We start from the raw sequence: 19,918 nt of genomic DNA on the forward strand, positions 1-19,918 counted from the left end.
TTAAAACTCAAACTGATAGAGCAAATCTAATGCCTGGTCGATACCAGACACCGCTTCCAGATACAATTTAGGCATTAAACGATAACGCAAAGTCAGGGTCGCCAGCGAGTCAAAAATACCCACGCCATATTTCACTTGCAGCCCAGGCAGAACATAACCACTCACCACGACCTGCGAGCTGTCCCCGACACCTTGCGTATCCAGTGCCAGATTACTGACACCAAATGCCTCACCGATTTTACCCACAAGTTTGCCACTTTGCGCAACCCCCATGCCAATAAGCATCGAGGTCATGGCACCACTGTCGGCTCCCGAACTGTCCAGCCCTTGTCCCCGTAACAAATAGGAGAGCGCTTCCTGCTGTGACATGGTCGGGTCAGAGAAAACCTCCAGCTTGGGCGCATCTGCTTCGCCAGTCACCCGCACACCCGCTACAACGTCATTCTCGGTGGAGTCCGGATTGCGGATCGCCTCAAGATTGAGCAGCGGCTGGTCTGCCGGACCAGAGAAAAGCAGTTGGCCTTTCCTGACGATTAAATCTTGCCCGTAAGCGTGGAACCGGCCTGAAGGGATATCAATCTGGCCGTTTAATCCTAATCCACGTTTATCCTGAGCCACTTTAAGCGCGCCTTTTAAACGCGCTTTCAGGCCAAAGGCATCAATGCGAACATCATCTCCGATATTCACCACAAGATTACTGTTGATCGGTATCGAGGCGGAAGCAGGGGCAATCGGCTGATGCTGGTCATTTAACATCACCTCATCTGACGAGACTCCTACTGCGCTCTCGGGAAGTTCCTGAACCGTAATCCGTGCCCAGGGAATATCCACTCTTCCGTTCAACGAAAATGCTTGCGGTGTAGCATCAAACACTAGATCAGGCGAGACATCAAGCCGAACCATAGGTGGAATCGATACCCTGACCTTTTCTCCCTTGGCAGCGATACGCGCACGCCAGTTATTGAGTTCACTCCAGTCGGCATTACCGTTCAACGACAATTGACCGTGCGCAGTCTGGATCACCCCATCCAGTATTGAGGACATGCCGTTGAAAACGATGTTTAAATTGGCATTGGTAATATCAAACGGCATAAATTGACCGTCAAAATTCACCTGCGTCAGCATCAACTTGCCAAATACCTGCGGCTTTTGCGCATTGCCTGCCAGCCGTAAATTGGCGTTCAAGATACCCGATGCTTTTTCTCCGTCTGCCAGTGCCGGTTGCAGAATGGCCATCGAGAGACGGGTGATATTGACGTTACCGCCAAGCGTTCGTTTACCGAGGGGATCGGCTATCTGGATCTTGCCATCAAGTTGGCCGTTATTGGCAATTTTGATCAGCCAGTCGAGGTCTGCCTTGCCGTTTTGCAAGGCAGCATTAATATTCAGCGTATCAAAGGTAACGGGCAGAGGATTGCCCTGGATCAGTTGCTGCACTTTGACCCCTTTGCCCACCAGCGACAAACTGGCCTGTGGCAGACCGGCCTGCGCTTTCCAACTGACGTTGGCTTTGCCGCTAAATTGCCCGCTAAGCTGAGTCGCATCCGTCAGGAAAGGCTTGAGCATGGCTAAATCAAAACGATTAAGTACCAGGCTCGCCTGTCCGCTGGCACCGGCATCAATGGTAGTCGGCACGCAAATATCGGCGTTGGGATTCTGCCAGCAGTGTGGGCTAACGGTAACCCGCTGCTCGTGATTAAAATAAGCCAGAGCGATTGGCCGGGTCAGCCGCCATTGGCCTACCGGGGTGTCAAACAGCGTATTGGTAACTGTGCCTTTCCACTGCTGGGAGGGACGATCAAAACTGCCGTTCAGCACCAGGCGCCCTCCCACCGGCTTACCGGTGATGTTGAGAGTAAGCTGGTGCTGCTTTTCGTTACCTTTCGCGTCAAGACTCAGTTCGCCAATTTCCAGCGCATCCTGCTTCAGTTGTACGACTTTTACCGCCAGGGTGCCCTCTACCTGCTGTGTTGAGGTGATATCGCCTTTAACATTGACCCGATTGATGCTCAACGCCTGCCATTTCAGGTTGCTGGCGGTAAGGTCGGCCAGCAGTTGCGGCGCTTTGAGATTGCCACGCAGTTTGATCATGCCTTTGACGACGCCGCCCAGGCCGGGCAATGCGCCATCAAGATGCGGGGAGTCAACGTTGGCATCCAGCGCCCACTGGTCACTGAGTTTGCCTTTGACATCCAGATTATTACGCCCCAACTCCAGATGCAGTTGCGGAATATCCCACTGGCCGTAGCTGTTGCCGCGTAGATTACCGCGGGCCTTGAGCTGATTGTTTTTCACATTGCCGTCCAGCTCCAGCGCAGGTATCTGCAACTGCCAGCTGTCGCCATACAGGCTGCCACGCACGGCCAGCTTGCCCTGTAATTTGGCTGGCCACTCTGGCCACTGTTTGCCGGTATTTATGCCGTTTAACGTCAGCAGGGTATTCCAGCTCACCGCCTTGCTCCAGTCCACCAGCCCGCTTAACTCGGCGTTGCCCTGTAAGGCAGTCAGTCTCATCATTTGCAGAGTAAATTGTTCAGGATTACCTTTCCCCTGCAGAGATAAATTTGCGGGGGGAAGGCCCTCACCGCTGAAATCGGAATGTAGCGCAAGGGCATAATCGCTGGCTTTACCGCTGAGTTGCAGATCAAAACCCTTGATCTGATATTGCGGGGTGCCGCTTAATGGCCACTGCAATGCCTCGCTTTGCACGCGTAAATCCAGCGGCAGCCCAACCTGCGCCAGTTGGGTTTGCGCTGCCAGCTGCGCGCGCACGGGTCCGGAGAGATTCACCGCCAGGTTTAGCTGATTACGCAGTTCACCGCTCACCGTCAGTTTAATTTTCTCCCCTTTCAGCGGATCGATATTCAGGCCACTGTTGATGGTCAGATTCACCGGCCAGTTTTGCCTCAATGTCGCCTGGCCAATACCGTCGATTGACCCCTGCGGCGAGCGTACTTCGAGTTTATTCAGGGTCACCTGTTGATTTTCAGTGGTCACTTTTAGCAACAAGCGGGTGATAAGCAGCTCGCTGTCACCGGTCAAACGAAGATTTTCAGCGGTCAGTTGCTGTACGTTAAGATCGAGCGGCAGCGTAAAATCCGGCAATGTCGGCAGTAACGGCTTGGCAAACAACGCTTTTAACGTCTCACCCAGCGGCGCTTCAGGTACCGCAGGTCTGGCCGGCTGCGGCGGTTCACCGGTCACTTTTTCACTGACCTTGGCCACAGCCTTGTCCTGTACTGCCTGCACCACTGGCGGCAGCGGATTTTGCGGCGTTTTTGGCAAGGCAATCAGCAGACCGGCAATATTGGTGGGTAACAGCGTCAGGGAACGGGCTTTCCACTGCACACCGGTGCGAAACTCCGCCAGTGACACCGTGCGGTCATCCAGGGTGACATTGACATTGCTCAGTGTCAGCAGCCGCAGAGTAATGGGATAAGGCGTACTGAGATTGGTTAGCGGCTCACTGCTCTGTGGCTCAGGGGTACTGGCTGGCGCCATTTCCTTGCTGTTGACCACCACATTGATATCGCGGGCGCGCACGGCATTGAGACACAGTTCACTGTGCCGGAAACAAGACAAATCGACGGAAAGATGAAACTCGCCGGCTTTAACGTCAATTCCCGGCATGCTGTATTTGACATCTTTTAAGGTCAGGCTGCGCCAGCCGCCATCAACGCTGGCAATACTCAAACCAGGCACAAATCGCTGGGCACCGTTAATCACCAGATGCAGGCCGGTTTGCGTACCGACAAGAAACGCCACTGCGCCAGTAAGCAGCAGCACAATAAGGAGAAATACCAGACAGATCTTTTTAAATAAACTCATAATTCTGGCCCCAGGCCGATATAAAATTGCAATCCATGCTCACTCTGATCGGCCACTGGGGCCGCGATATCAAATTTCACCGGCCCAATCGGCGAGGCCCAGCGGACACCGACACCCGCACCGGTTTTCACATTGCTTTTGGCAATATCATCCACCGCTTCGCCACTGTCGACAAACACCGCCCCCCACCATTTCCCGGTAACGTTATATTGATACTCCAGCGATCCGGTGGCCAGTTTTGAAGCCCCGGTCAGTTTGCCGTCGCTGTCTTTCGGGGAGATGGATTTATATTTATAACCGCGGATGCTGCGATCGCCACCGGCAAAGAAGCGTAGTGATGGCGGCACCTTGTCAAAGTTGTTGGTCTCTATCCAGCCGAGATTACCGCGCACCACAAAACGGTGTTTTTGTCCCAACGTCCGTATCCAGACGTTTTGCGCCTGCACCACGGCGAAATCGATATCCGATCCCCAGGTAGTATCAGAAACATCGAGGGAGTAGCGCTGGGTATCGCCCCAGGTTGGCATCAGGCCACCGCGCGAGCGGGTACGGCTGATAGTTACCCCGGGGTAGATCAGCATGGTGGTATTGGTTACCGCAGCCTGGGTAAAGTGGTCAAGACTCCAGCGCAAATTGATTGAGCGCTGCCAGCCGCTGGACAGATCCCAATAACGCGCCACGTTGGCGGTGCTGGAATCTGACTTGGTATCATTGAGGTCTTCACGCTTGAACCCGCCCTGCACCAGATAATACTGTTCCAAGGGGTCTTTAAGCAGCGGGATCTTATAGCTGAGATCCAGGGTTTGCTCAGGAGCAGAGAGACTTACCGAGCTTTCGAGACTCTGGCCGCGGTCATTGATCCACGGTTTTTTCCAGTTGGCCTTGACCCTCGGTCCCACGTCGGTGGCATAGCCGCCCCCCAGCTCCAGGGTATTACGGTTGCGTGGCGTTACCAGCGCATTGAGCGGCAGCGTTTTATCGGTTTTCACGCTTTTTTGCGCAAAGTCCGGGGATACCACCACCGAATTAAACCAGCCGGTGGCCGCCAGCCGTCGATTTAGTTCTGCCAGTTGGGCTGAGGTGTAATAGTCGCCCTGATGGAAAGGCACCAGATTTTGCAGATAGTCATCGCGGATCTGCGCCCCTTTGAAATTGACCGCGCCAAAGCGATAGCGCTGTCCACTGTCAAAATCGATATCCCAAAATGCCTGATGTTGATCTTCGATGATCCCCAGTTGGCTTTTACGCATATCGGCATCGAAGTAGCCGCGCCGCAAAGCCAGCCCGGTTAGCGAGCTTTTAAAACCATCATAGGTACCATGATTTAAACGCGTGCCGATGGCCGGTACCTGCGCCTTTTTCAGGGCAGCAAACTCACTATCGTCCCTTGCCTGTCCGCTAATAACCACTTGGGTACCGGCAATTTTGATTGGTGTTCCGGGGGTGACTTTAGCCACTAAAACCGGACGACCCGGCGGCGGTGTCTGGATAAAATCAAAATCGATGGTGGGCTGATAATAACCCAAAGGACGCAGACCCAGCTGAATGGCCTCGCTGACACGGGCGCGAAAACGCCCGTCAGCCGCCACCTCATCAGTTCCAATGGCAGAGAGGCGCACACGAACGTTTTTTTCCAGGTCGCCATCCAGCCCTTCAAGCTGTAAACGTACTTTTGCGGCAAAAGATAAGGGGGAGGCCAGCAGTACGGCTAACACAAAAAGTTTAGGGTATCGTGGCACAAGCTCTCCTGCTACGTTTCATTGTCCTGTTAAAATATCAGATGCGATTTGCTGAAATCATGACCACGCGATTAAGGCATCTATTCCCCAGGTCATTGAAATTGTAGCAAGGCCACGCATAATCATCCGACATTCGTCACCACTTCTTATTAGTCAGTGTCGGTAAAGCTGCTACAGTTTCAATTTCAGCGGGGTTATAGCCAATAGTTTCAAAGATGAAGGCTATTAGATGGTATTGTGTGCAAAGAAGCCAGCGGATACAACCCACAAACTTTATCGATATAAATTAGCGGAGTCTCTTGTGGCGCAACTCACAGATAAAACCCAGGCTATCAGCAAAGAAGCGGCGTTAACCGGTCGTACCACTCCCATGCCGGTCGCAACGCTACATGCAGTTAATGGCCACTCCATGACCTATGTACCGGAAAATATGGAGATTGCCCTGTTTGCAATGGGCTGTTTTTGGGGCGTGGAACGCCTGTTCTGGCAATTGGATGGCGTCTATAGCACGGCAGCAGGCTACGCCGGAGGCTTTACTCCCAATCCAACCTATCGTGAAGTCTGCAGCGGTCAGACCGGACATGCCGAAGTGGTGCGTATCGTCTTTGATCCGGCAGTGATCGCCTATGAGCAACTGCTGCAGATTTTTTGGGAAAATCACGACCCGGCGCAGGGCATGCGTCAGGGTGGTGATATAGGCACGCAGTATCGTTCCGCCATTTACGCGCAAAGCCAGCAACAGCAGCAAGCCGCATTAGCCAGTCTGCAGCGCTTTCAGCAGGCAATGCGCAGCGCGGGGGATAATCGCGCGATCACCACAGAAATCAGCGAAGCACTGCCTTTTTATTATGCCGAGGACGATCATCAGCAGTATCTGGCGAAAAACCCCGAGGGTTATTGCGGACTGGGTGGGATTGGAGTCTGTTTACCCCGCCAATAGCCGGCTAAATTGGGCACTGGCGGCAATATGACCGCTCCTGCTATACTATCCGGGCCGCATTCGCGGCCTGGTAGATACGTTTCTTGCTGTTATCTTAGCTTTTATATCCAAGTCACTGCATTGCAACAAGGCAGCAAGCAAAGTGATACCAATGAGCTTACATAAGTCGCTGATTGGCATAAATGCGATTCGCCGCGGTAAATGCAGCGTCAGACTCGCAGGATATAGCGCATTTGAATGTTTTCTCTAACAATACCAAACGGATTAGCCTTCCCTGCCGGCATGAACCCCGGTGTTAAACGGATAGATTATGTTAAATAGTATTTTACTTATTCTTTTATTAATCGCGATCAGCGCCTTCTTCTCCCTTTCGGAGATATCGCTGGCTGCTTCGCGCAAAATCAAACTTAAACTGTTGGCAGACGAAGGAAACGTCAATGCCGCACATGTACTGAAATTACAGGAAACCCCTGGACTGTTCTTCACCGTGGTGCAAATCGGCCTCAACGCCGTTGCCATTCTCGGTGGTATTGTCGGTGACGCCGCCTTTTCCCCGGTATTTCGCATCTTCTTTGAAAAATTCCTGCCGCCAGAACTTTCCGAACAGGTCAGCTTTATCTGCTCGTTTATCCTGGTCACCAGTATGTTTATCCTGATTGCAGATTTGACGCCGAAGCGCATCGGTATGATTTCACCCGAAACGGTCGCCGTTCGGATAGTCAACCCGATGCGTTTCTGCCTGTTCGTTTGCCGCCCGATGGTGTGGTTCTTTAACGGATTGGCCAATGTTATCTTCCGTCTGTTTAAACTGCCCACCGTGCGTAACGATGATATTACCTCCGACGATATCTATGCGGTGGTGGAAGCCGGTGCGCTGGCCGGGGTGCTGCGCAAACAGGAACACGAGCTGATTGAAAACGTTTTTGAGCTGGAATCACGCACCGTTCCCTCGTCGATGACCTCCCGTGAAAGCGTGATTTACTTCGACCTGCGGGAAAGTGAAGAGAGTATCAAAGATAAAATTTCCACCCATCCCCATTCCAAGTTTTTGGTCTGCGACGGGCAAATTGACCAGGTCGTCGGCTATGTCGACTCGAAAGACTTGCTCAATCGCGTCTTGGGTAATCAAAGTCTGATGCTGAGCAGCGGCGTACAAATTCGTTCTGCGCTGATTGTTCCCGATACGCTGACGCTGTCAGAAGCCCTGGAAAGCTTTAAAACAGCGGGAGAAGACTTTGCGGTGATCCTCAACGAATATGCGTTGGTGGTCGGCATCATTACCCTTAACGACGTCATGACCACCTTGATGGGTGATTTGGTCGGCCAGGGTATGGAAGAACAGATCGTGGCGCGCGATGAAAACTCATGGCTGATTGAAGGTGGCACACCGATCGAAGACGTGATGCGCGTGCTGCATATTGAGGATTTCCCGCAGTCTGGCAATTATGAAACCATCGGCGGTTTTATGATGTTTATGCTGCGCAAAATTCCCAAGCGTACCGACTTTGTGAAATTCTCCGGCTTTAAATTTGAAGTGGTGGATATCGACAGCTACAAGATTGACCAGCTACTGGTCACACGCATCAGCGATCTGCCAGTTGCTCCATTGCTGCCAAAATCACCCGACGATAAAACCGCGTGATCATTGACGGTTCCTCGGGGCAACCCTGCCGGTAAACAACAACGGCCGCAATATCCATTGCGGCCGTTGTTGTTTTTACTGCTGGTGTCGCGTCAGCTACGCTATTCCGCCTGCAGGTGCATCACTTGGCGGTTAACCTCAGACATCACGCTAAAGTGGCGCCTGTCGCGAATTTTTGGCAACAGGATCTTGCCTTGGTCAAACTCAAAGGCGCCGACATCTTTGATATAAATGCGGCCTCTGAACAACGTTTTCACATATTTAGCCACTTTCAGTGGGTTATAACGTTGGAAGATTCTCATTTTTTTAACTTTCCTCCCTTCAAGTATCTAGCTTACTCAGACCACGAATGCAGAACTTGCCATCTGGGACCTAGACCTAAGTACAGTGAGTAGACCTGAAAGATAGCACCGAGTTCCTTTTAATCCAGTCTATTTCACTACTTTTACATAGTTTGACGATATTGAACTTCAACCAGTAAGCGGCACGCAGTATAACCGGTCAATATGTATCGTTGATGACAGAATCTTTTTTTTGCTTATCATTTTGTTAACAAATAAGCCCCGGCAGAGCACGCATTTTTGTTACTGGCAGCACATTATAGGTATCTCAACAGGACAGACCACTTGAAACAATCCTATGCTTGTCAGAGCCTATGGCCGCGATTCACCCTTTACGTTGCCTGCCCACCCGCCGTTTCAGGAGAATTTATGCTTCAAAAATGTTTAATAATTGTAGCTCTATTGTTAACACCTGTTGTGACCTCTGCCCACAATTTGGAAATTGGTAATCGCGTTCCCCCTGTCAGCGTGATGGACAAAGGTGAGCTGCTTTATATCAACGATGACTTCAGTTACAGCAACTGGACCAGCGTCAGGCTGCAGGGCAAGGTGCGCATTATTCAACATATTGCCGGCCGTACCAGTGCCAAGGCTCTGAATGCGCCGCTGGTTGATGCCATTCGCCAGGATAATCTGCCGCAAGACCGCTATCAGACCACCACCATCATCAATACCGACGATGCCATTATTGGCAGTGGTATCTTTGTACGAAACAGCATTGAAAACGGTAAAAAAGAGTTCCCCTGGTCGCAGGTGATTGTCGACAGTAACGGTGCCGTAGCGAAAGCCTGGCATTTACAAAGTAAAAACTCAGCGATTATCGTGCTGGATAAAGCCGGAATTATTCATTTCGCCAAAGAGGGGGCATTAACGCCGCAAGAGGTGAATCAGGTGATTGATATGGTTAACCAGTTGATCAAGGAATAGACCGACAATAAGCGCGGTGAACGCGCTTATTGTCGCGAGGAAGGTCGCGGTTATTCCTTAAAACAGTGACACCCGAAAGCCGGGATTCAGGAACGACTCTTTTGGCGTATACATCAGCGTCTGCCCTTGCCAGTCGGTCACTGTGGCTCCGGCGGCCTGAGCCACGGCATGACCGGCAGCCGTATCCCACACCGAGGTTGGCCCGAAACGCGGATAGAGCTGGGCCGAACCTTCGGCAACCAGACAAAACTTCAGCGACGAGCCAATGCTTACCGTCTGGTGCTCACCTAGCTGGGCCAGGTAATCCTGCAACTCCTGATCGCTACTGTGAGAACGGCTCACCACCACCAGCGGCGGATGTGCCTGGCGCGCATTGATATCAACTCGCTGGCCATTCTCTTCTTTCCAGGCTTTACCTTCTGCAGCAGCATACATCACCCCGGTCACCGGGACATACACCACACCAAGAACCGGCATGCCCGCTTCGATCAAGGCAATATTGACGGTAAACTCGCCATTACGTTTCAGAAACTCTTTGGTACCGTCAAGAGGATCAACCAGCCAGAAACGATCCCAACGCTGACGTACTTCCCATGAAGGGGGATCTTCTTCCGATAACAGCGGCGTCTGCGGATCCAGCGCCAGCAAACCTTGTTTAATCACATTATGTGCGGCGATATCGGCGGCGGTCACCGGTGAATCATCCTTTTTCTGGCGGGCATCGACCGGCTGTTCGCCATCGTAGACTTTCATTATGGCATCACCCGCTTCGCGGGCGAGCTGGCAAATTTGTTCCAACATCATTCACCTCAGTGGTTTTTTCTCTTAAGTATAAAGCCTAGTTTTTTTTAACCGGAATAGCTATCACCGATACCGCTTGTGCCGATGAATTCATTTCCGTCAAATTTACCGCTTCTGCCTTGGCACTTTAATTGGATATCTATCACATTTATTCGTGACAGTGAGTTACACCCGCTAATATTTTTGAGATATCTGTCGTGCTTTTCCCGCTCAATATCTCGAATGGAGGCAATGTTATGCTTAAGCGTCACCTGAGATTTTCTCTGGTCGCCATATGGGTTGCAATGGCCACCGCCCAGGCCGCAACTGTCGACCTGCGCATTATGGAAACCACCGATCTGCACAGCAATATGATGGATTTTGACTATTACAAAGATAAACCGACCGAAAAATTTGGCCTGGTGCGTACCGCCAGCCTGATAAACGCGGCGCGGGCGGAAGTCAAAAACAGCGTGCTGGTAGATAACGGTGACGTCATTCAGGGCAGTCCGCTCGGGGATTATATGGCGGCCAAAGGACTGAAAGACGGTGAGGTCCATCCGGTTTACAAAGCAATGAATACGCTAAACTATGCAGTAGGTAATCTCGGCAATCATGAATTCAATTACGGCCTCGATTATCTGCAAAAAGCCCTGGCAGGGGCAAAATTCCCCTATGTAAATGCCAATGTGATTAACGTCAAAAGCGGTAAACCGCTGTTCACCCCCTTTCTGATCACCGATAACCCGGTTACCGACAGTGAAGGCAAAACCCACAATCTGCGTATCGGCTATATCGGTTTTGTGCCACCACAAATCATGGTGTGGGACAAAACCCGGCTGCAAGGCAAAGTTACCGTGGCCGATATCACCGCAACAGCGAAAAAGTGGATCCCGGAAATGCGCAAACAAGGGGCCGAGATTATTGTTGCCATCCCGCACTCCGGACTATCGGCAGAGCCTTACCGGGCGCAGGCCGAAAACTCCGTCTACTACCTCAGCCAGGTCAAAGGCATTGATGCCATCATGTTTGGTCATGCCCATGCGGTTTTCCCCAGTGAAGAGTTTGCCGCAATCAAAGGGGCCGATATCAGGCAAGGTACCCTCAATGGCATTCCGGCCGTTATGCCGGGGATGTGGGGCGATCATCTCGGCGTGGTGGATCTGGTGTTGAACAACGATAGCGGCAGTTGGCGAGTCACCCAGGCCAAGGCAGAAGCGCGCCCCATCTTTGACAATGTGGCTAAAAAATCGCTGGCAGCGGAGGATCCGCAATTACTGCAGGTGCTGGCTGCGGATCATCAGGCCACCCGCGACTTTGTCAGTCAGCCGATAGGTAAAGCCACGGCAGATATGTACAGCTACCTGTCACTGATCCAGGACGATCCAACGGTACAGATCGTCAATAATGCGCAGAAAGCCTATACCGAACATTTTATTCAGGGCGATCCGGATCTGGCTGGTCTGCCGGTGCTGTCGGCGGCGGCTCCCTTTAAAGCAGGCGGACGCAAAAACGATCCGGCCAGCTTTGTTGAAGTCGAAAAAGGGCCGCTGACCTTCCGCAACGCCGCCGATCTCTATCTCTACCCCAATACGCTGGTGGTGATGAAAGTCAGTGGGCAGGAGGTGAAAGACTGGCTCGAATGCTCAGCCGGTCAGTTTAACCAAATCGATACCCACAGCAGTCAGCCTCAGTCGTTAATAAACTGGGATGGCTTCCGTACCTATAATTTCGACGTTATCGACGGCGTTAATTATCAAATTGACGTCACCCAACCGGCGCGATTTGACGGGGAATGCCAACTGAAAAATAAAAATGCCGAACGCATCAAGCATCTGACCTATCAGGGCAAGCCCGTTCGCCCCGACGCAATATTTTTGGTAGCGACCAACAACTATCGGGCTTATGGCGGCAAGTTTGCTGGTACCGGCGACAAACATATCGCCTTTGCCTCACCGGATGAAAACCGCGCCGTGCTGGCTGCGTATATCAGCGCCGAAACCAAAAAGCACGGTGCCGTTACGCCACAAGCCGACAATAACTGGCGACTGGCGACGATCAAGGCGGCGCAACCATTGGATATCCGCTTTGAAACCTCGCCAGATGATAAAGCCGCCGCGTTTATCAAGTCACATGCGCAATATCCGCTGACCGCCAAAGGCACGGATAGCATCGGCTTTGCTCTCTACCAGATCAACCTGCAACAATAAGCCTGGTCACAACGCCTCCTGATCGGAGGCGTTAAGTCAGTCGACAGTCACGAGCAGAGCGAGACAGTCCGAAGCCCCAAGGCTGTCTCGCTCTGGACATCGACTTCGTCAGCCCCCTCTCCCACCTGCGCATTTTATTTTCCCGTACTTCCTTTGAGCTATAGCCAAACTCTATAACATGTATTTATAATACATGTTATAGAGTTTACTCATTTAATAAGGCATCCCATGGACTATCGCAATCAACCTCTCGGTGCACTGGCTGTCGCCATTCCTCGCGCTACCCGCTTATTCCGTCAATACGATCTCGACTTCTGCTGCGGCGGCAAACAGACCTTGCTGCGGGCCGTCAGCAAAAAAGATCTGGATATTGATCTGATTGAGCGACTGTTGGCGGAAATTGAGCAACAGCCGGAGACCTCCGTCAACTGGCAAACCGCCACGCTGACCGAGATCATTCACTATATTATTCCCCGTTTCCACGATCGTCACCGCCAGGAGCTGCCGGAACTGGTGCTGATGGCCGAAAAAGTCGAGCGCGTACATGGCGATAAAGCCGCCTGCCCACACGGCCTGGCCGTGCAGCTACAAACCATCCTCGACGAGCTGACCAGCCATATGATGAAAGAAGAGCAGATCCTGTTCCCAATGATCGTCAGCGGTATGGGACGTCAGGCCAGCGGCCCGATTTCGGTAATGGAACGCGAGCATGATGACGCGGGCAATATTCTGGAAGAGATTAAACGCCTGACGAATAACGTGACGCCGCCGGAAGACGCATGTGTGACCTGGCGGGCGCTATATGCCGGGATCAACGAGTTTATTAGTGATTTGATGGAACACATTCATCTGGAAAACAATCTGTTATTCCCACGGGCTCTGCGTGGTGAATAGAGCGATAAACGATATGAAAAAGGACGCCATCGGCGTCCTTTCGTTTGATAACAAAGTGGTATTGCTGATCGAGATACCTGGACATAGCACACGACCCCAAGGGTGCACTCTCCCTAAAAACTGACTTTGTCAGCCGTCAGAAAGACGCAATTCGCACCCTTGCTATGTTAATTATCCCTTGGGATAATTACAGAATTTCCAGCAGCTCGACTTCGAAAGTCAGGGCACTGAATGGCGGGATGGTTGCACCGGCACCGCGTTCGCCATAAGCCAGGTTATGAGGGATATACAGCTCCCACTTGGAACCCACCGGCATCAGGGTCAGCGCTTCAATCCAGCCAGGAATTACGCCGCTTACCGGGAATTCAGCCGGCTCACCGCGCTGTACGGAGCTGTCAAACACAGTACCGTCGATCAGTTTGCCCGTATAATGCACACGTACGCGATCCTGACGGCCTGGAATAGCGCCTTCGCCCTGCGTAATCACGGAGAACTGTAAACCGGACTCAGTGCTGGTCACGCCTTCTCGCTGGGCATTGGCAGTCAGAAATTCCTGACCTTCCACTGCCAGCGCTTCCTGACGCTGAAGGCGAACGGCATCAGCACGTTCGTGTACTTCACGCAGTGCGCGGTGTACCACATCGACAGGCACAGCAGGGGTGTTCCCTTCTAGCGCATCGCGTAAGCCTGCAAGAAGAGCATCAGGCTCTAAGCCCTGTAAACCGGATTCCTGCAGTTGTTGACCGACCTGCAAGCCGATACCGTAACTTGCCTGCGCTTCAACGCTGTCAAATGAAGGGGTTGTCATGAAATATCCTTTAATCATAAAAAAGTCGAAGACGCAGCATAACAGCGTGGGAGTGGCGGGTAAAATCCTCTGTCGCCGAAGGTGATTTTTAACGCAATATTGGCGACGGCGGCGGTTAATTTTCACTTCTATTGCCGGGTCGTGCATCTTTTTACTGCGGTTTATGCTTTGTTCCTTTTCGCATCAAGCAGTTAACCAGCTATACTTAAGCGTATAATCAAGCAATAATTTTGACGTCTGATTTTTTTAGTATTATGCGCAACAAGAGAGGTTGTCATGGGCCAATTCACGCCCAGGAGAAGGAAGGCCACCCGTATTTTTCAACCCATGTTGAGATCCTGGATTGCTACCACTATGCAAAGGCCATTACGCAAAAAACCGCCAGAGACCACTGAGCAGGATGAGGTCGAAACAGCAGAAGTGTCCTCGCCTCACCGCGTGAGGGGAAAAGCTTCTACGCTGTTCGAACGAATCTGGCATTTAAGTGATGATTTTCACTGGATGGAACCGCTGCCCTATTTTCATCGTCGCTGGATAATCATCAGCCTTTTGCTGGTGGTGATCGCCATTCTCTGGCCCTATTCGCCGGAAAACACCTACGCCCCGTCCGATCAGACCAGCTCGGTGCCAATGCAGGCGGATCTGCGTAATGAGCAAGGGCGTACCACGCAGCTTGCTCAACCGCAGCCCGATCAGTCTCAACGAGTACAATCACAGCCGGCTTCACCGCCGGCAACCAGCGATCAGGGTAGCTGGAAAAGCTACCACATTCAGTCGGGTCAGACTCTGGCCCAGCTATTCCGCGATAATAACTTGATGGTCAATGATGTCTTCGCCATGGCGCAGGTGGAAGGAGATGACAAGCCGCTGAGCAATCTGCACACCGGACAGGAAGTGAAAATACAACGTAATGCCCAGGGCGTGGTCACGTCGCTGGAAGTGATTAACGATCAGAATACCGCCATACGCTTTACCCGCCAGGCCGACGGCAGCTATCAGCGCAGCCGCTAATTTCTCGAGATGATGGCTAACTTGCCCGCCAGGCCGATTGCCTGAGTGCAGAAAAGCAAAACGCCGGCACAAGGCCGGCGTCTTAACGGATCACTTAACGCGTAATATTACGCTTCAGCAACCACAACTACAGTCAGCTTAGCGAAAACATCGCTGTGAACCTGGAAGTCCACTTCGTGTTCGCCCAGAGTGCGCAGAACGCCATCTGGCAGACGAACTTCGCTCTTGGCAACTTTAACACCTGCCGCAGTCACTGCGTCAGAGATGTCACGAGTACCGATAGAGCCGAACAATTTACCTTCGTCGCCTGCTTTAGACGCGATGGTAACAGAGCCCAGTTCGTTGATGCTGGTTGCGCGAGCTTCAGCGGCGCCCAGAACGTCAGCCAGTTTGGCTTCCAGTTCTGCACGACGTGCTTCGAAATACTCAACGTTTTTCTTGGTAGCAGGAACAGCTTTGCCCTGTGGTACCAGGAAGTTACGGGCATAACCCGCTTTAACGTTAACTTGATCACCCAGGCTGCCCAGGTTTGCTACTTTATCAAGCAGAATAACTTGCATTACCTTATCCTCTCAAAGTCGTTAATGGACTGTGGCCTATTACTGATGACGATCAGTATATGGCAACAAAGACAGGTAGCGTGCGCGCTTGATACAACGAGCGAGCTGACGCTGGTATTTTGCACGAGTACCGGTGATACGGCTCGGAACAATTTTACCACTTTCGGTAATGTAGTTTTTCAGCGTAGCGATATCTTTATAATCGATCTCTACAACGCCTTCCGCGGTAAAACGGCAGAACTTGCGACGACGGAAATAACGTGCCATTTGGCTAGTCTCCAGAATCTATCAATTCAATCTGCTCGGCATGTAACACCACTTTATTGAGCCCATTGCGACCTTGATGGCAGCTAATGAATCCAGTGACGGTGAGTTGCGTGCCGACCGTTATACTGTGAGTTAATACTTGTGACTGATGTCCACTGACAACCACGGGCATTCGGCACCATGCTTGTCTGTTGAATCCGGCTTCCTGCTGCTGCGAGCGATGCTCAAGCACAAACTGGCAGTGAGGAATACCCGATGGACTGACTTTACGAATGGGGGTCTTGCACACTGTGCCAGACAACACCAGGCGATTAGTCGTCACAAAAATTACTCTTCAGAATCCCCAGCTTCAGAATCATCATTAGCTTCGGCGAAATCTTCACGACGCTCACGGCGTTCGTCTTTCGCTTTAACCATTGGTGAAGCTTCAGTTACCGCGTGCTTAACGCGCATAACCATGCTGCGGATAACGGCGTCGTTGAAGCGGAAGTTTGTTTCCAGCTCATCGATCGCTTCCTGCGGAGCTTCAACGTTCAGCAGAACGTAGTGGGCTTTGTGCAGTTTATTGATCGGGTAAGCCAGCTGACGGCGGCCCCAGTCTTCCAGACGGTGAATCTGACCAGCAGCGTTAGTGATGGTAGCACTGTAACGCTCGATCATGCCCGGAACCTGTTCGCTCTGGTCAGGATGGACCATAAAAACGATTTCGTAATGACGCATAGAATTGCTCCTTACGGATTATTCAGCCTCCTGTCAGGGTCAGCCGTGGCCCATGGAAGCAAGGAACGTGTTATGTGTACGGCTGAAAAAATGACGCGCAATTATAGGGCCGCACTCTCAGAAACTCAAGGACCCAGATAGATTAATTTCTCAGCGCCATTTTCGCCGTACTTTGGCCGCCCTTTTACAGCCGGGCGGCAAAAAACTCGGTGGTTTTCTGCAGGGCATTGACCGACACCTTATGCTTGGCCGCCGGGTCGCTGATAAAGGTCAGGTTGTGCGCCAGGTGGTGCTGCACGAGCGCCTGTTGCAGTCGCGCGCTTTCGGCAAAGGGCACCACATCATCCTGCTCGCCATGCCACACCAATAAAGGTTTGCTGCCCACCAGCGCCAGTTTGTCGCTGATATCGCACTGCAACAGCAGCGCCATCTGCTGCGTAAAGTCCGCCCGGGAGAGGCCGCTGTTGCCGCCAAAGGAGGGGAAAAGCCGTTCAGACAGGGTGGCAAAATACCCCGAGCCCATTAAATTGGCCGCCACTTTCACCCAGGGATAATGGATCAATGCCGCCATGGTGGTCATACCCCCCATGGACACGCCGCCGACACCCAGCCGCTGTTCATCCGCCAGCCCGCGGGCGACAAAAGTGTCTTTCAATAGCGCCAGCTCGGTCAGGTTGTTTTGCAGAATGCGCCAAAAGTGACTCAACAAGACGTTTTCATCCGTTTCAGCGCGCGCGCCGTGCATCAGCGCATCGGGCAAAATAACCCGAAAACCGGCCTGTGCCAGCGTGTAACCAAAATAGGAGTAGATCTCCTTGGAAGAAGTAAAGCCATGATAGAAAAATATAGTGGGCAGCAACTGATGATATTGCCCGGCAGGAACGGCGTGGATCAGCTGAATTCCATCCACAGTTTCCTCATACATTTCAACCATCTCACGCTCCCTGGCGCATAGCGCCACTTAAGGCAAAGGATAAGGACATAACTTATTAATCATTTTTAATTCAGAAAGGGAAAACATCGCAAATAGTAAACAATTATCGATTATTTATCAGCCATGCTTTTATCAATTGCGTTTTGCAAGATCAAGTCAGAATAAAGCGTAGCTTAGGAGATCACCGCATTTGCAAACTTTGGATGGGGATTTTCCAGACAAAACAGCACCGATCACGCAGTAAGCGCATACATAAGAAATATTTATTTACAAATGGTGACTAATCCTTTCAGGATTTAAGCCGTTGTAGCGCTTATCTAAGCTAACGAGATTTGATCATGACAATCGCCTCTCCCTTCTCTTTTCGCCACTGGACAGTTGGAGCAAAACTGGCGAGTTGCGCTTCTTTGCTGGTTGGCTCGTTATTTATTATTTTTACCCTCGCCCTCACCTACTCGGCGGGTAAGCAGGTTGACTCGCTGGCAGTCAGTGAAATGAACGAACAGGCGGCGGGCGTGGCGGATATGATCGAAATGGTCAATACCAGCCTAAATACTGAAGTTGACAGCTATACCCGCTTGTTTACCAATTTTTTGCCCAGTGATTTTGCTCTCGATAGCAGCGGTGATGCACATATTGGCAGCCTCGCCGTGCCGGTGCTGAAAGCGGGTGGCAAAGCGCTGAATCTCGATACCAGCATTCCCGATGATTTTTTACAACGCACGGGGGCGGTCTCCACCATTTTTGTGCGCGCTGGCAACGATTTTGTGCGCGTGACTACCTCGTTGAAAAAACAGGACGGTACTCGTGCCATGGGCACCGTGCTCGACCCGACTAGCCCGGCTTATGGCAATGTCATGGCAGGAAAATCATTTAGCGGGCTGGCGACACTATTTGGCAAAAGATATATCACCAAATATCAACCCGTCATCGACAGTGCCGGGCAAGTGATTGGCATTTTGTTTGTCGGCGTAGATATCACCAAACAGTATGGCGATATCCGTGAAAAAATCCTGTCAAAACATATTGGCAGCGACGGACATATGTTTGTGCTTAGCAGTGCCGCCGGCCCGCAATTGGGTAGTTATCTGGTTCACGCCAGTGATGAAGGTAAAAAACCTGACTGGCCGGCAAACGTCTTCGAGCAGATGATGCGTAGCAATAATGGTCAGGTTAGTTACCAAAATGCCACAGGTAACGAGCAGTTTATGGTTTATACCACCATCCCGAGCTGGCACTGGATGGTCGTAGTGAGTACCGATCGCGACAGTCTGACTGCCGAGGTGCATAAAACCCGCGATATGTTTCTGATCATTGGTATGATCGCGCTGCTGGCTTTTGTGCTGCTGTTTCTCGGGCTGGCACGGCGGCTGGTCAGTCGGCCATTGGTTGATGCGGTCAGTCTGGCGGAAAGATTTGCCAACGGCGATCTGCTGGCCCGCTCCGAGCACCAACGGGTTGATGAAATAGGCTCGCTGATGAGTGCGCTGAATGGCATTGGTCAGGGACTGGAAAAAATTGTCGGTGAAGTTCGCCAGGTCTCTTCTCAAGTCTTGCATGATACCGAGAATCTGGCAGCGGACAGTGCGCAAATCACCCGACAGATTGCCACTCAGGCCAGCAGCCTGGAACAAACCTCCGCCAGCATCGAACAGCTGACCTCTACCGTGCAAAACAATGCTCATAATGCTTCCCAGGCCACGCTATTGGTGCAAAAAACCGCAACGGCGGTAAAAGACGGTGCCAGCGCGGTAAGCAACTCAGTTGCCAGCATGGGGGCAATAAAACAATCTTCTCAGCACATTTCTGATATCACCACGCTGATCGAAACCATTGCCTTCCAGACCAATATTCTGGCCCTTAATGCGGCGGTTGAAGCGGCACGAGCGGGTGAACAAGGGCGAGGATTTGCCGTCGTGGCCTCAGAAGTCCGAGCTTTGGCACAGCGCAGCTCCAGTGCGGTAAAAGAAATTGAAGCACTGATCGCTGACTCACTGCAAAAAGTCGAGGAGGGACATCAGGGGGCCGAAAAAACTCAGCAGAAAATGCGCGATATTCTGGAAAGTATCGAGGGGGTAGAAACCTTGATGAAAGATATTGATACCGCCTCCCACGAACAGTCGATCGGTATTTCGCAGGTCAATATTGCCATTATGCAAATTGGCAAAGCCACGCAGGAGAATGCCACTCTGGTCGAGCATTCGCAGCATACTGCCGATGCCCTCAGCAACCAGGGCCGCCATCTCTCGGAAGTGGTCAGCGTGTTTAAAATTAGCGAATAACCCCTCGCCAGCCCTCGGTGGCGGGGGCTACACTG

General features: G+C 51.8%; 17 protein-coding genes. 7 read left to right on the forward strand and 10 right to left on the reverse strand.

Annotated elements, in window-relative coordinates:
- Together tamB and tamA are read right to left on the reverse strand one after the other, a co-directional pair.
- Positions 1 to 3,828 (reverse strand): autotransporter assembly complex protein TamB, encoded by a 3,828-nt coding sequence (gene tamB, locus GW590_RS03110; RefSeq protein WP_169401537.1) that lies wholly within the window; start codon positions 3,826 to 3,828, stop codon positions 1 to 3.
- Positions 3,825 to 5,567, reverse strand: coding sequence for an autotransporter assembly complex protein TamA (gene tamA / locus GW590_RS03115; RefSeq protein ID WP_169401538.1), 1,743 nt, complete (start codon positions 5,565 to 5,567; stop codon positions 3,825 to 3,827). The genes tamB and tamA overlap by 4 nt, the downstream gene beginning before the upstream one ends.
- 301 nt (positions 5,568 to 5,868) lie before the next feature.
- On the opposite strand from tamA, the gene msrA reads away from it, so the two are divergent.
- Complete coding sequence (gene msrA / locus GW590_RS03120) at positions 5,869 to 6,507, forward strand: peptide-methionine (S)-S-oxide reductase MsrA (protein WP_328803031.1); 639 nt, start codon at positions 5,869 to 5,871, stop codon at positions 6,505 to 6,507.
- Between the two features lie 310 nt (positions 6,508 to 6,817).
- Positions 6,818 to 8,149, forward strand: a complete 1,332-nt coding sequence (locus GW590_RS03125) for a hemolysin family protein (RefSeq protein WP_169401540.1) — start codon at positions 6,818 to 6,820, stop codon at positions 8,147 to 8,149.
- A gap of 101 nt (positions 8,150 to 8,250) precedes the next feature.
- Here GW590_RS03125 and GW590_RS03130 read toward each other — a convergent pair whose 3' ends face one another.
- On the reverse strand, positions 8,251 to 8,451 hold the full coding sequence (locus GW590_RS03130; RefSeq protein ID WP_169401541.1) for a DUF1107 domain-containing protein: 201 nt from the start codon (positions 8,449 to 8,451) through the stop codon (positions 8,251 to 8,253).
- 408 nt (positions 8,452 to 8,859) lie between these two features.
- On the opposite strand from GW590_RS03130, the gene GW590_RS03135 reads away from it, so the two are divergent.
- The gene (locus GW590_RS03135; RefSeq protein ID WP_169401542.1) at positions 8,860 to 9,417 is read left to right on the forward strand and encodes a YtfJ family protein; all 558 of its coding nucleotides are present in this window, start codon (positions 8,860 to 8,862) and stop codon (positions 9,415 to 9,417) included.
- 57 nt (positions 9,418 to 9,474) lie between these two features.
- On the opposite strand, the gene cysQ is transcribed toward GW590_RS03135, so the two are convergent.
- Positions 9,475 to 10,218, reverse strand: coding sequence for a 3'(2'),5'-bisphosphate nucleotidase CysQ (gene cysQ / locus GW590_RS03140; protein ID WP_169401659.1), 744 nt, complete (start codon positions 10,216 to 10,218; stop codon positions 9,475 to 9,477).
- A gap of 236 nt (positions 10,219 to 10,454) precedes the next feature.
- Between cysQ and GW590_RS03145 the strand changes: the two genes are divergently transcribed.
- On the forward strand, positions 10,455 to 12,407 hold the full coding sequence (locus GW590_RS03145; protein ID WP_169401543.1) for a bifunctional 2',3'-cyclic-nucleotide 2'-phosphodiesterase/3'-nucleotidase: 1,953 nt from the start codon (positions 10,455 to 10,457) through the stop codon (positions 12,405 to 12,407).
- A gap of 228 nt (positions 12,408 to 12,635) precedes the next feature.
- Positions 12,636 to 13,301, forward strand: coding sequence for an iron-sulfur cluster repair protein YtfE (ytfE, locus tag GW590_RS03150; protein WP_169401544.1), 666 nt, complete (start codon positions 12,636 to 12,638; stop codon positions 13,299 to 13,301).
- Between the two features lie 187 nt (positions 13,302 to 13,488).
- Here the strand turns inward: ytfE and fklB are convergent, their stop codons facing one another.
- Positions 13,489 to 14,109: an FKBP-type peptidyl-prolyl cis-trans isomerase gene (fklB, locus tag GW590_RS03155; RefSeq protein WP_169401545.1), complete on the reverse strand. Its 621-nt coding sequence runs from the start codon at positions 14,107 to 14,109 to the stop codon at positions 13,489 to 13,491.
- Positions 14,110 to 14,385: 276 nt separating this feature from the next.
- Between fklB and GW590_RS03160 the strand changes: the two genes are divergently transcribed.
- The gene (locus GW590_RS03160; RefSeq protein WP_169401546.1) at positions 14,386 to 15,120 is read left to right on the forward strand and encodes an OapA family protein; all 735 of its coding nucleotides are present in this window, start codon (positions 14,386 to 14,388) and stop codon (positions 15,118 to 15,120) included.
- A gap of 107 nt (positions 15,121 to 15,227) precedes the next feature.
- Here GW590_RS03160 and rplI read toward each other — a convergent pair whose 3' ends face one another.
- The 5 genes from rplI to yjfP all read right to left on the reverse strand — a co-directional run bounded on the left by rplI (position 15,228) and on the right by yjfP (position 17,601).
- On the reverse strand, positions 15,228 to 15,680 hold the full coding sequence (gene rplI / locus GW590_RS03165) for a 50S ribosomal protein L9 (protein WP_169401547.1): 453 nt from the start codon (positions 15,678 to 15,680) through the stop codon (positions 15,228 to 15,230).
- A 39-nt stretch (positions 15,681 to 15,719) separates the two neighbouring features.
- Entirely contained in the window at positions 15,720 to 15,947 is a 228-nt protein-coding gene (gene rpsR / locus GW590_RS03170; protein WP_002210155.1) for a 30S ribosomal protein S18, read from the reverse strand.
- A 4-nt stretch (positions 15,948 to 15,951) separates the two neighbouring features.
- Positions 15,952 to 16,269: a primosomal replication protein N gene (gene priB, locus GW590_RS03175; RefSeq protein WP_169401548.1), complete on the reverse strand. Its 318-nt coding sequence runs from the start codon at positions 16,267 to 16,269 to the stop codon at positions 15,952 to 15,954.
- A gap of 5 nt (positions 16,270 to 16,274) precedes the next feature.
- On the reverse strand, positions 16,275 to 16,667 hold the full coding sequence (rpsF, locus tag GW590_RS03180) for a 30S ribosomal protein S6 (RefSeq protein ID WP_169401549.1): 393 nt from the start codon (positions 16,665 to 16,667) through the stop codon (positions 16,275 to 16,277).
- Between the two features lie 184 nt (positions 16,668 to 16,851).
- Positions 16,852 to 17,601 carry an esterase gene (gene yjfP / locus GW590_RS03185; RefSeq protein ID WP_169401550.1) on the reverse strand — a complete coding sequence of 250 codons (750 nt, stop codon included), beginning with the start codon at positions 17,599 to 17,601 and terminating at the stop codon, positions 16,852 to 16,854.
- A 338-nt stretch (positions 17,602 to 17,939) separates the two neighbouring features.
- Here yjfP and GW590_RS03190 point away from each other — a divergent pair, with 338 nt between their 5' ends.
- Positions 17,940 to 19,883 (forward strand): methyl-accepting chemotaxis protein, encoded by a 1,944-nt coding sequence (locus tag GW590_RS03190; RefSeq protein ID WP_169401551.1) that lies wholly within the window; start codon positions 17,940 to 17,942, stop codon positions 19,881 to 19,883.
- The last annotated feature ends 35 nt before the right edge of the window (positions 19,884 to 19,918 follow it).

Source organism: Rouxiella aceris (genome assembly GCF_012933545.1).
GTDB classification, from domain to species: domain Bacteria; phylum Pseudomonadota; class Gammaproteobacteria; order Enterobacterales; family Enterobacteriaceae; genus Rouxiella; species Rouxiella aceris.

Excerpts from the sequence above, each read along its gene's own strand:
- tamB (WP_169401537.1), bottom strand. The coding sequence starts at position 3,828 with ATGAGTTTATTTAAAAAGATCTGTCTGGTATTTCTCCTTATTGTGCTG.
- GW590_RS03125 (WP_169401540.1), top strand. The coding sequence starts at position 6,818 with ATGTTAAATAGTATTTTACTTATTCTTTTATTAATCGCGATCAGCGCC.
- GW590_RS03130 (WP_169401541.1), bottom strand. The coding sequence starts at position 8,451 with ATGAGAATCTTCCAACGTTATAACCCACTGAAAGTGGCTAAATATGTG.
- GW590_RS03135 (WP_169401542.1), top strand. The coding sequence starts at position 8,860 with ATGCTTCAAAAATGTTTAATAATTGTAGCTCTATTGTTAACACCTGTT.
- cysQ (WP_169401659.1), bottom strand. The coding sequence starts at position 10,218 with ATGTTGGAACAAATTTGCCAGCTCGCCCGCGAAGCGGGTGATGCCATA.
- GW590_RS03145 (WP_169401543.1), top strand. The coding sequence starts at position 10,455 with ATGCTTAAGCGTCACCTGAGATTTTCTCTGGTCGCCATATGGGTTGCA.
- ytfE (WP_169401544.1), top strand. The coding sequence starts at position 12,636 with ATGGACTATCGCAATCAACCTCTCGGTGCACTGGCTGTCGCCATTCCT.
- fklB (WP_169401545.1), bottom strand. The coding sequence starts at position 14,109 with ATGACAACCCCTTCATTTGACAGCGTTGAAGCGCAGGCAAGTTACGGT.
- GW590_RS03160 (WP_169401546.1), top strand. The coding sequence starts at position 14,386 with ATGGGCCAATTCACGCCCAGGAGAAGGAAGGCCACCCGTATTTTTCAA.
- rplI (WP_169401547.1), bottom strand. The coding sequence starts at position 15,680 with ATGCAAGTTATTCTGCTTGATAAAGTAGCAAACCTGGGCAGCCTGGGT.
- rpsR (WP_002210155.1), bottom strand. The coding sequence starts at position 15,947 with ATGGCACGTTATTTCCGTCGTCGCAAGTTCTGCCGTTTTACCGCGGAA.
- rpsF (WP_169401549.1), bottom strand. The coding sequence starts at position 16,667 with ATGCGTCATTACGAAATCGTTTTTATGGTCCATCCTGACCAGAGCGAA.
- yjfP (WP_169401550.1), bottom strand. The coding sequence starts at position 17,601 with ATGGTTGAAATGTATGAGGAAACTGTGGATGGAATTCAGCTGATCCAC.
- GW590_RS03190 (WP_169401551.1), top strand. The coding sequence starts at position 17,940 with ATGACAATCGCCTCTCCCTTCTCTTTTCGCCACTGGACAGTTGGAGCA.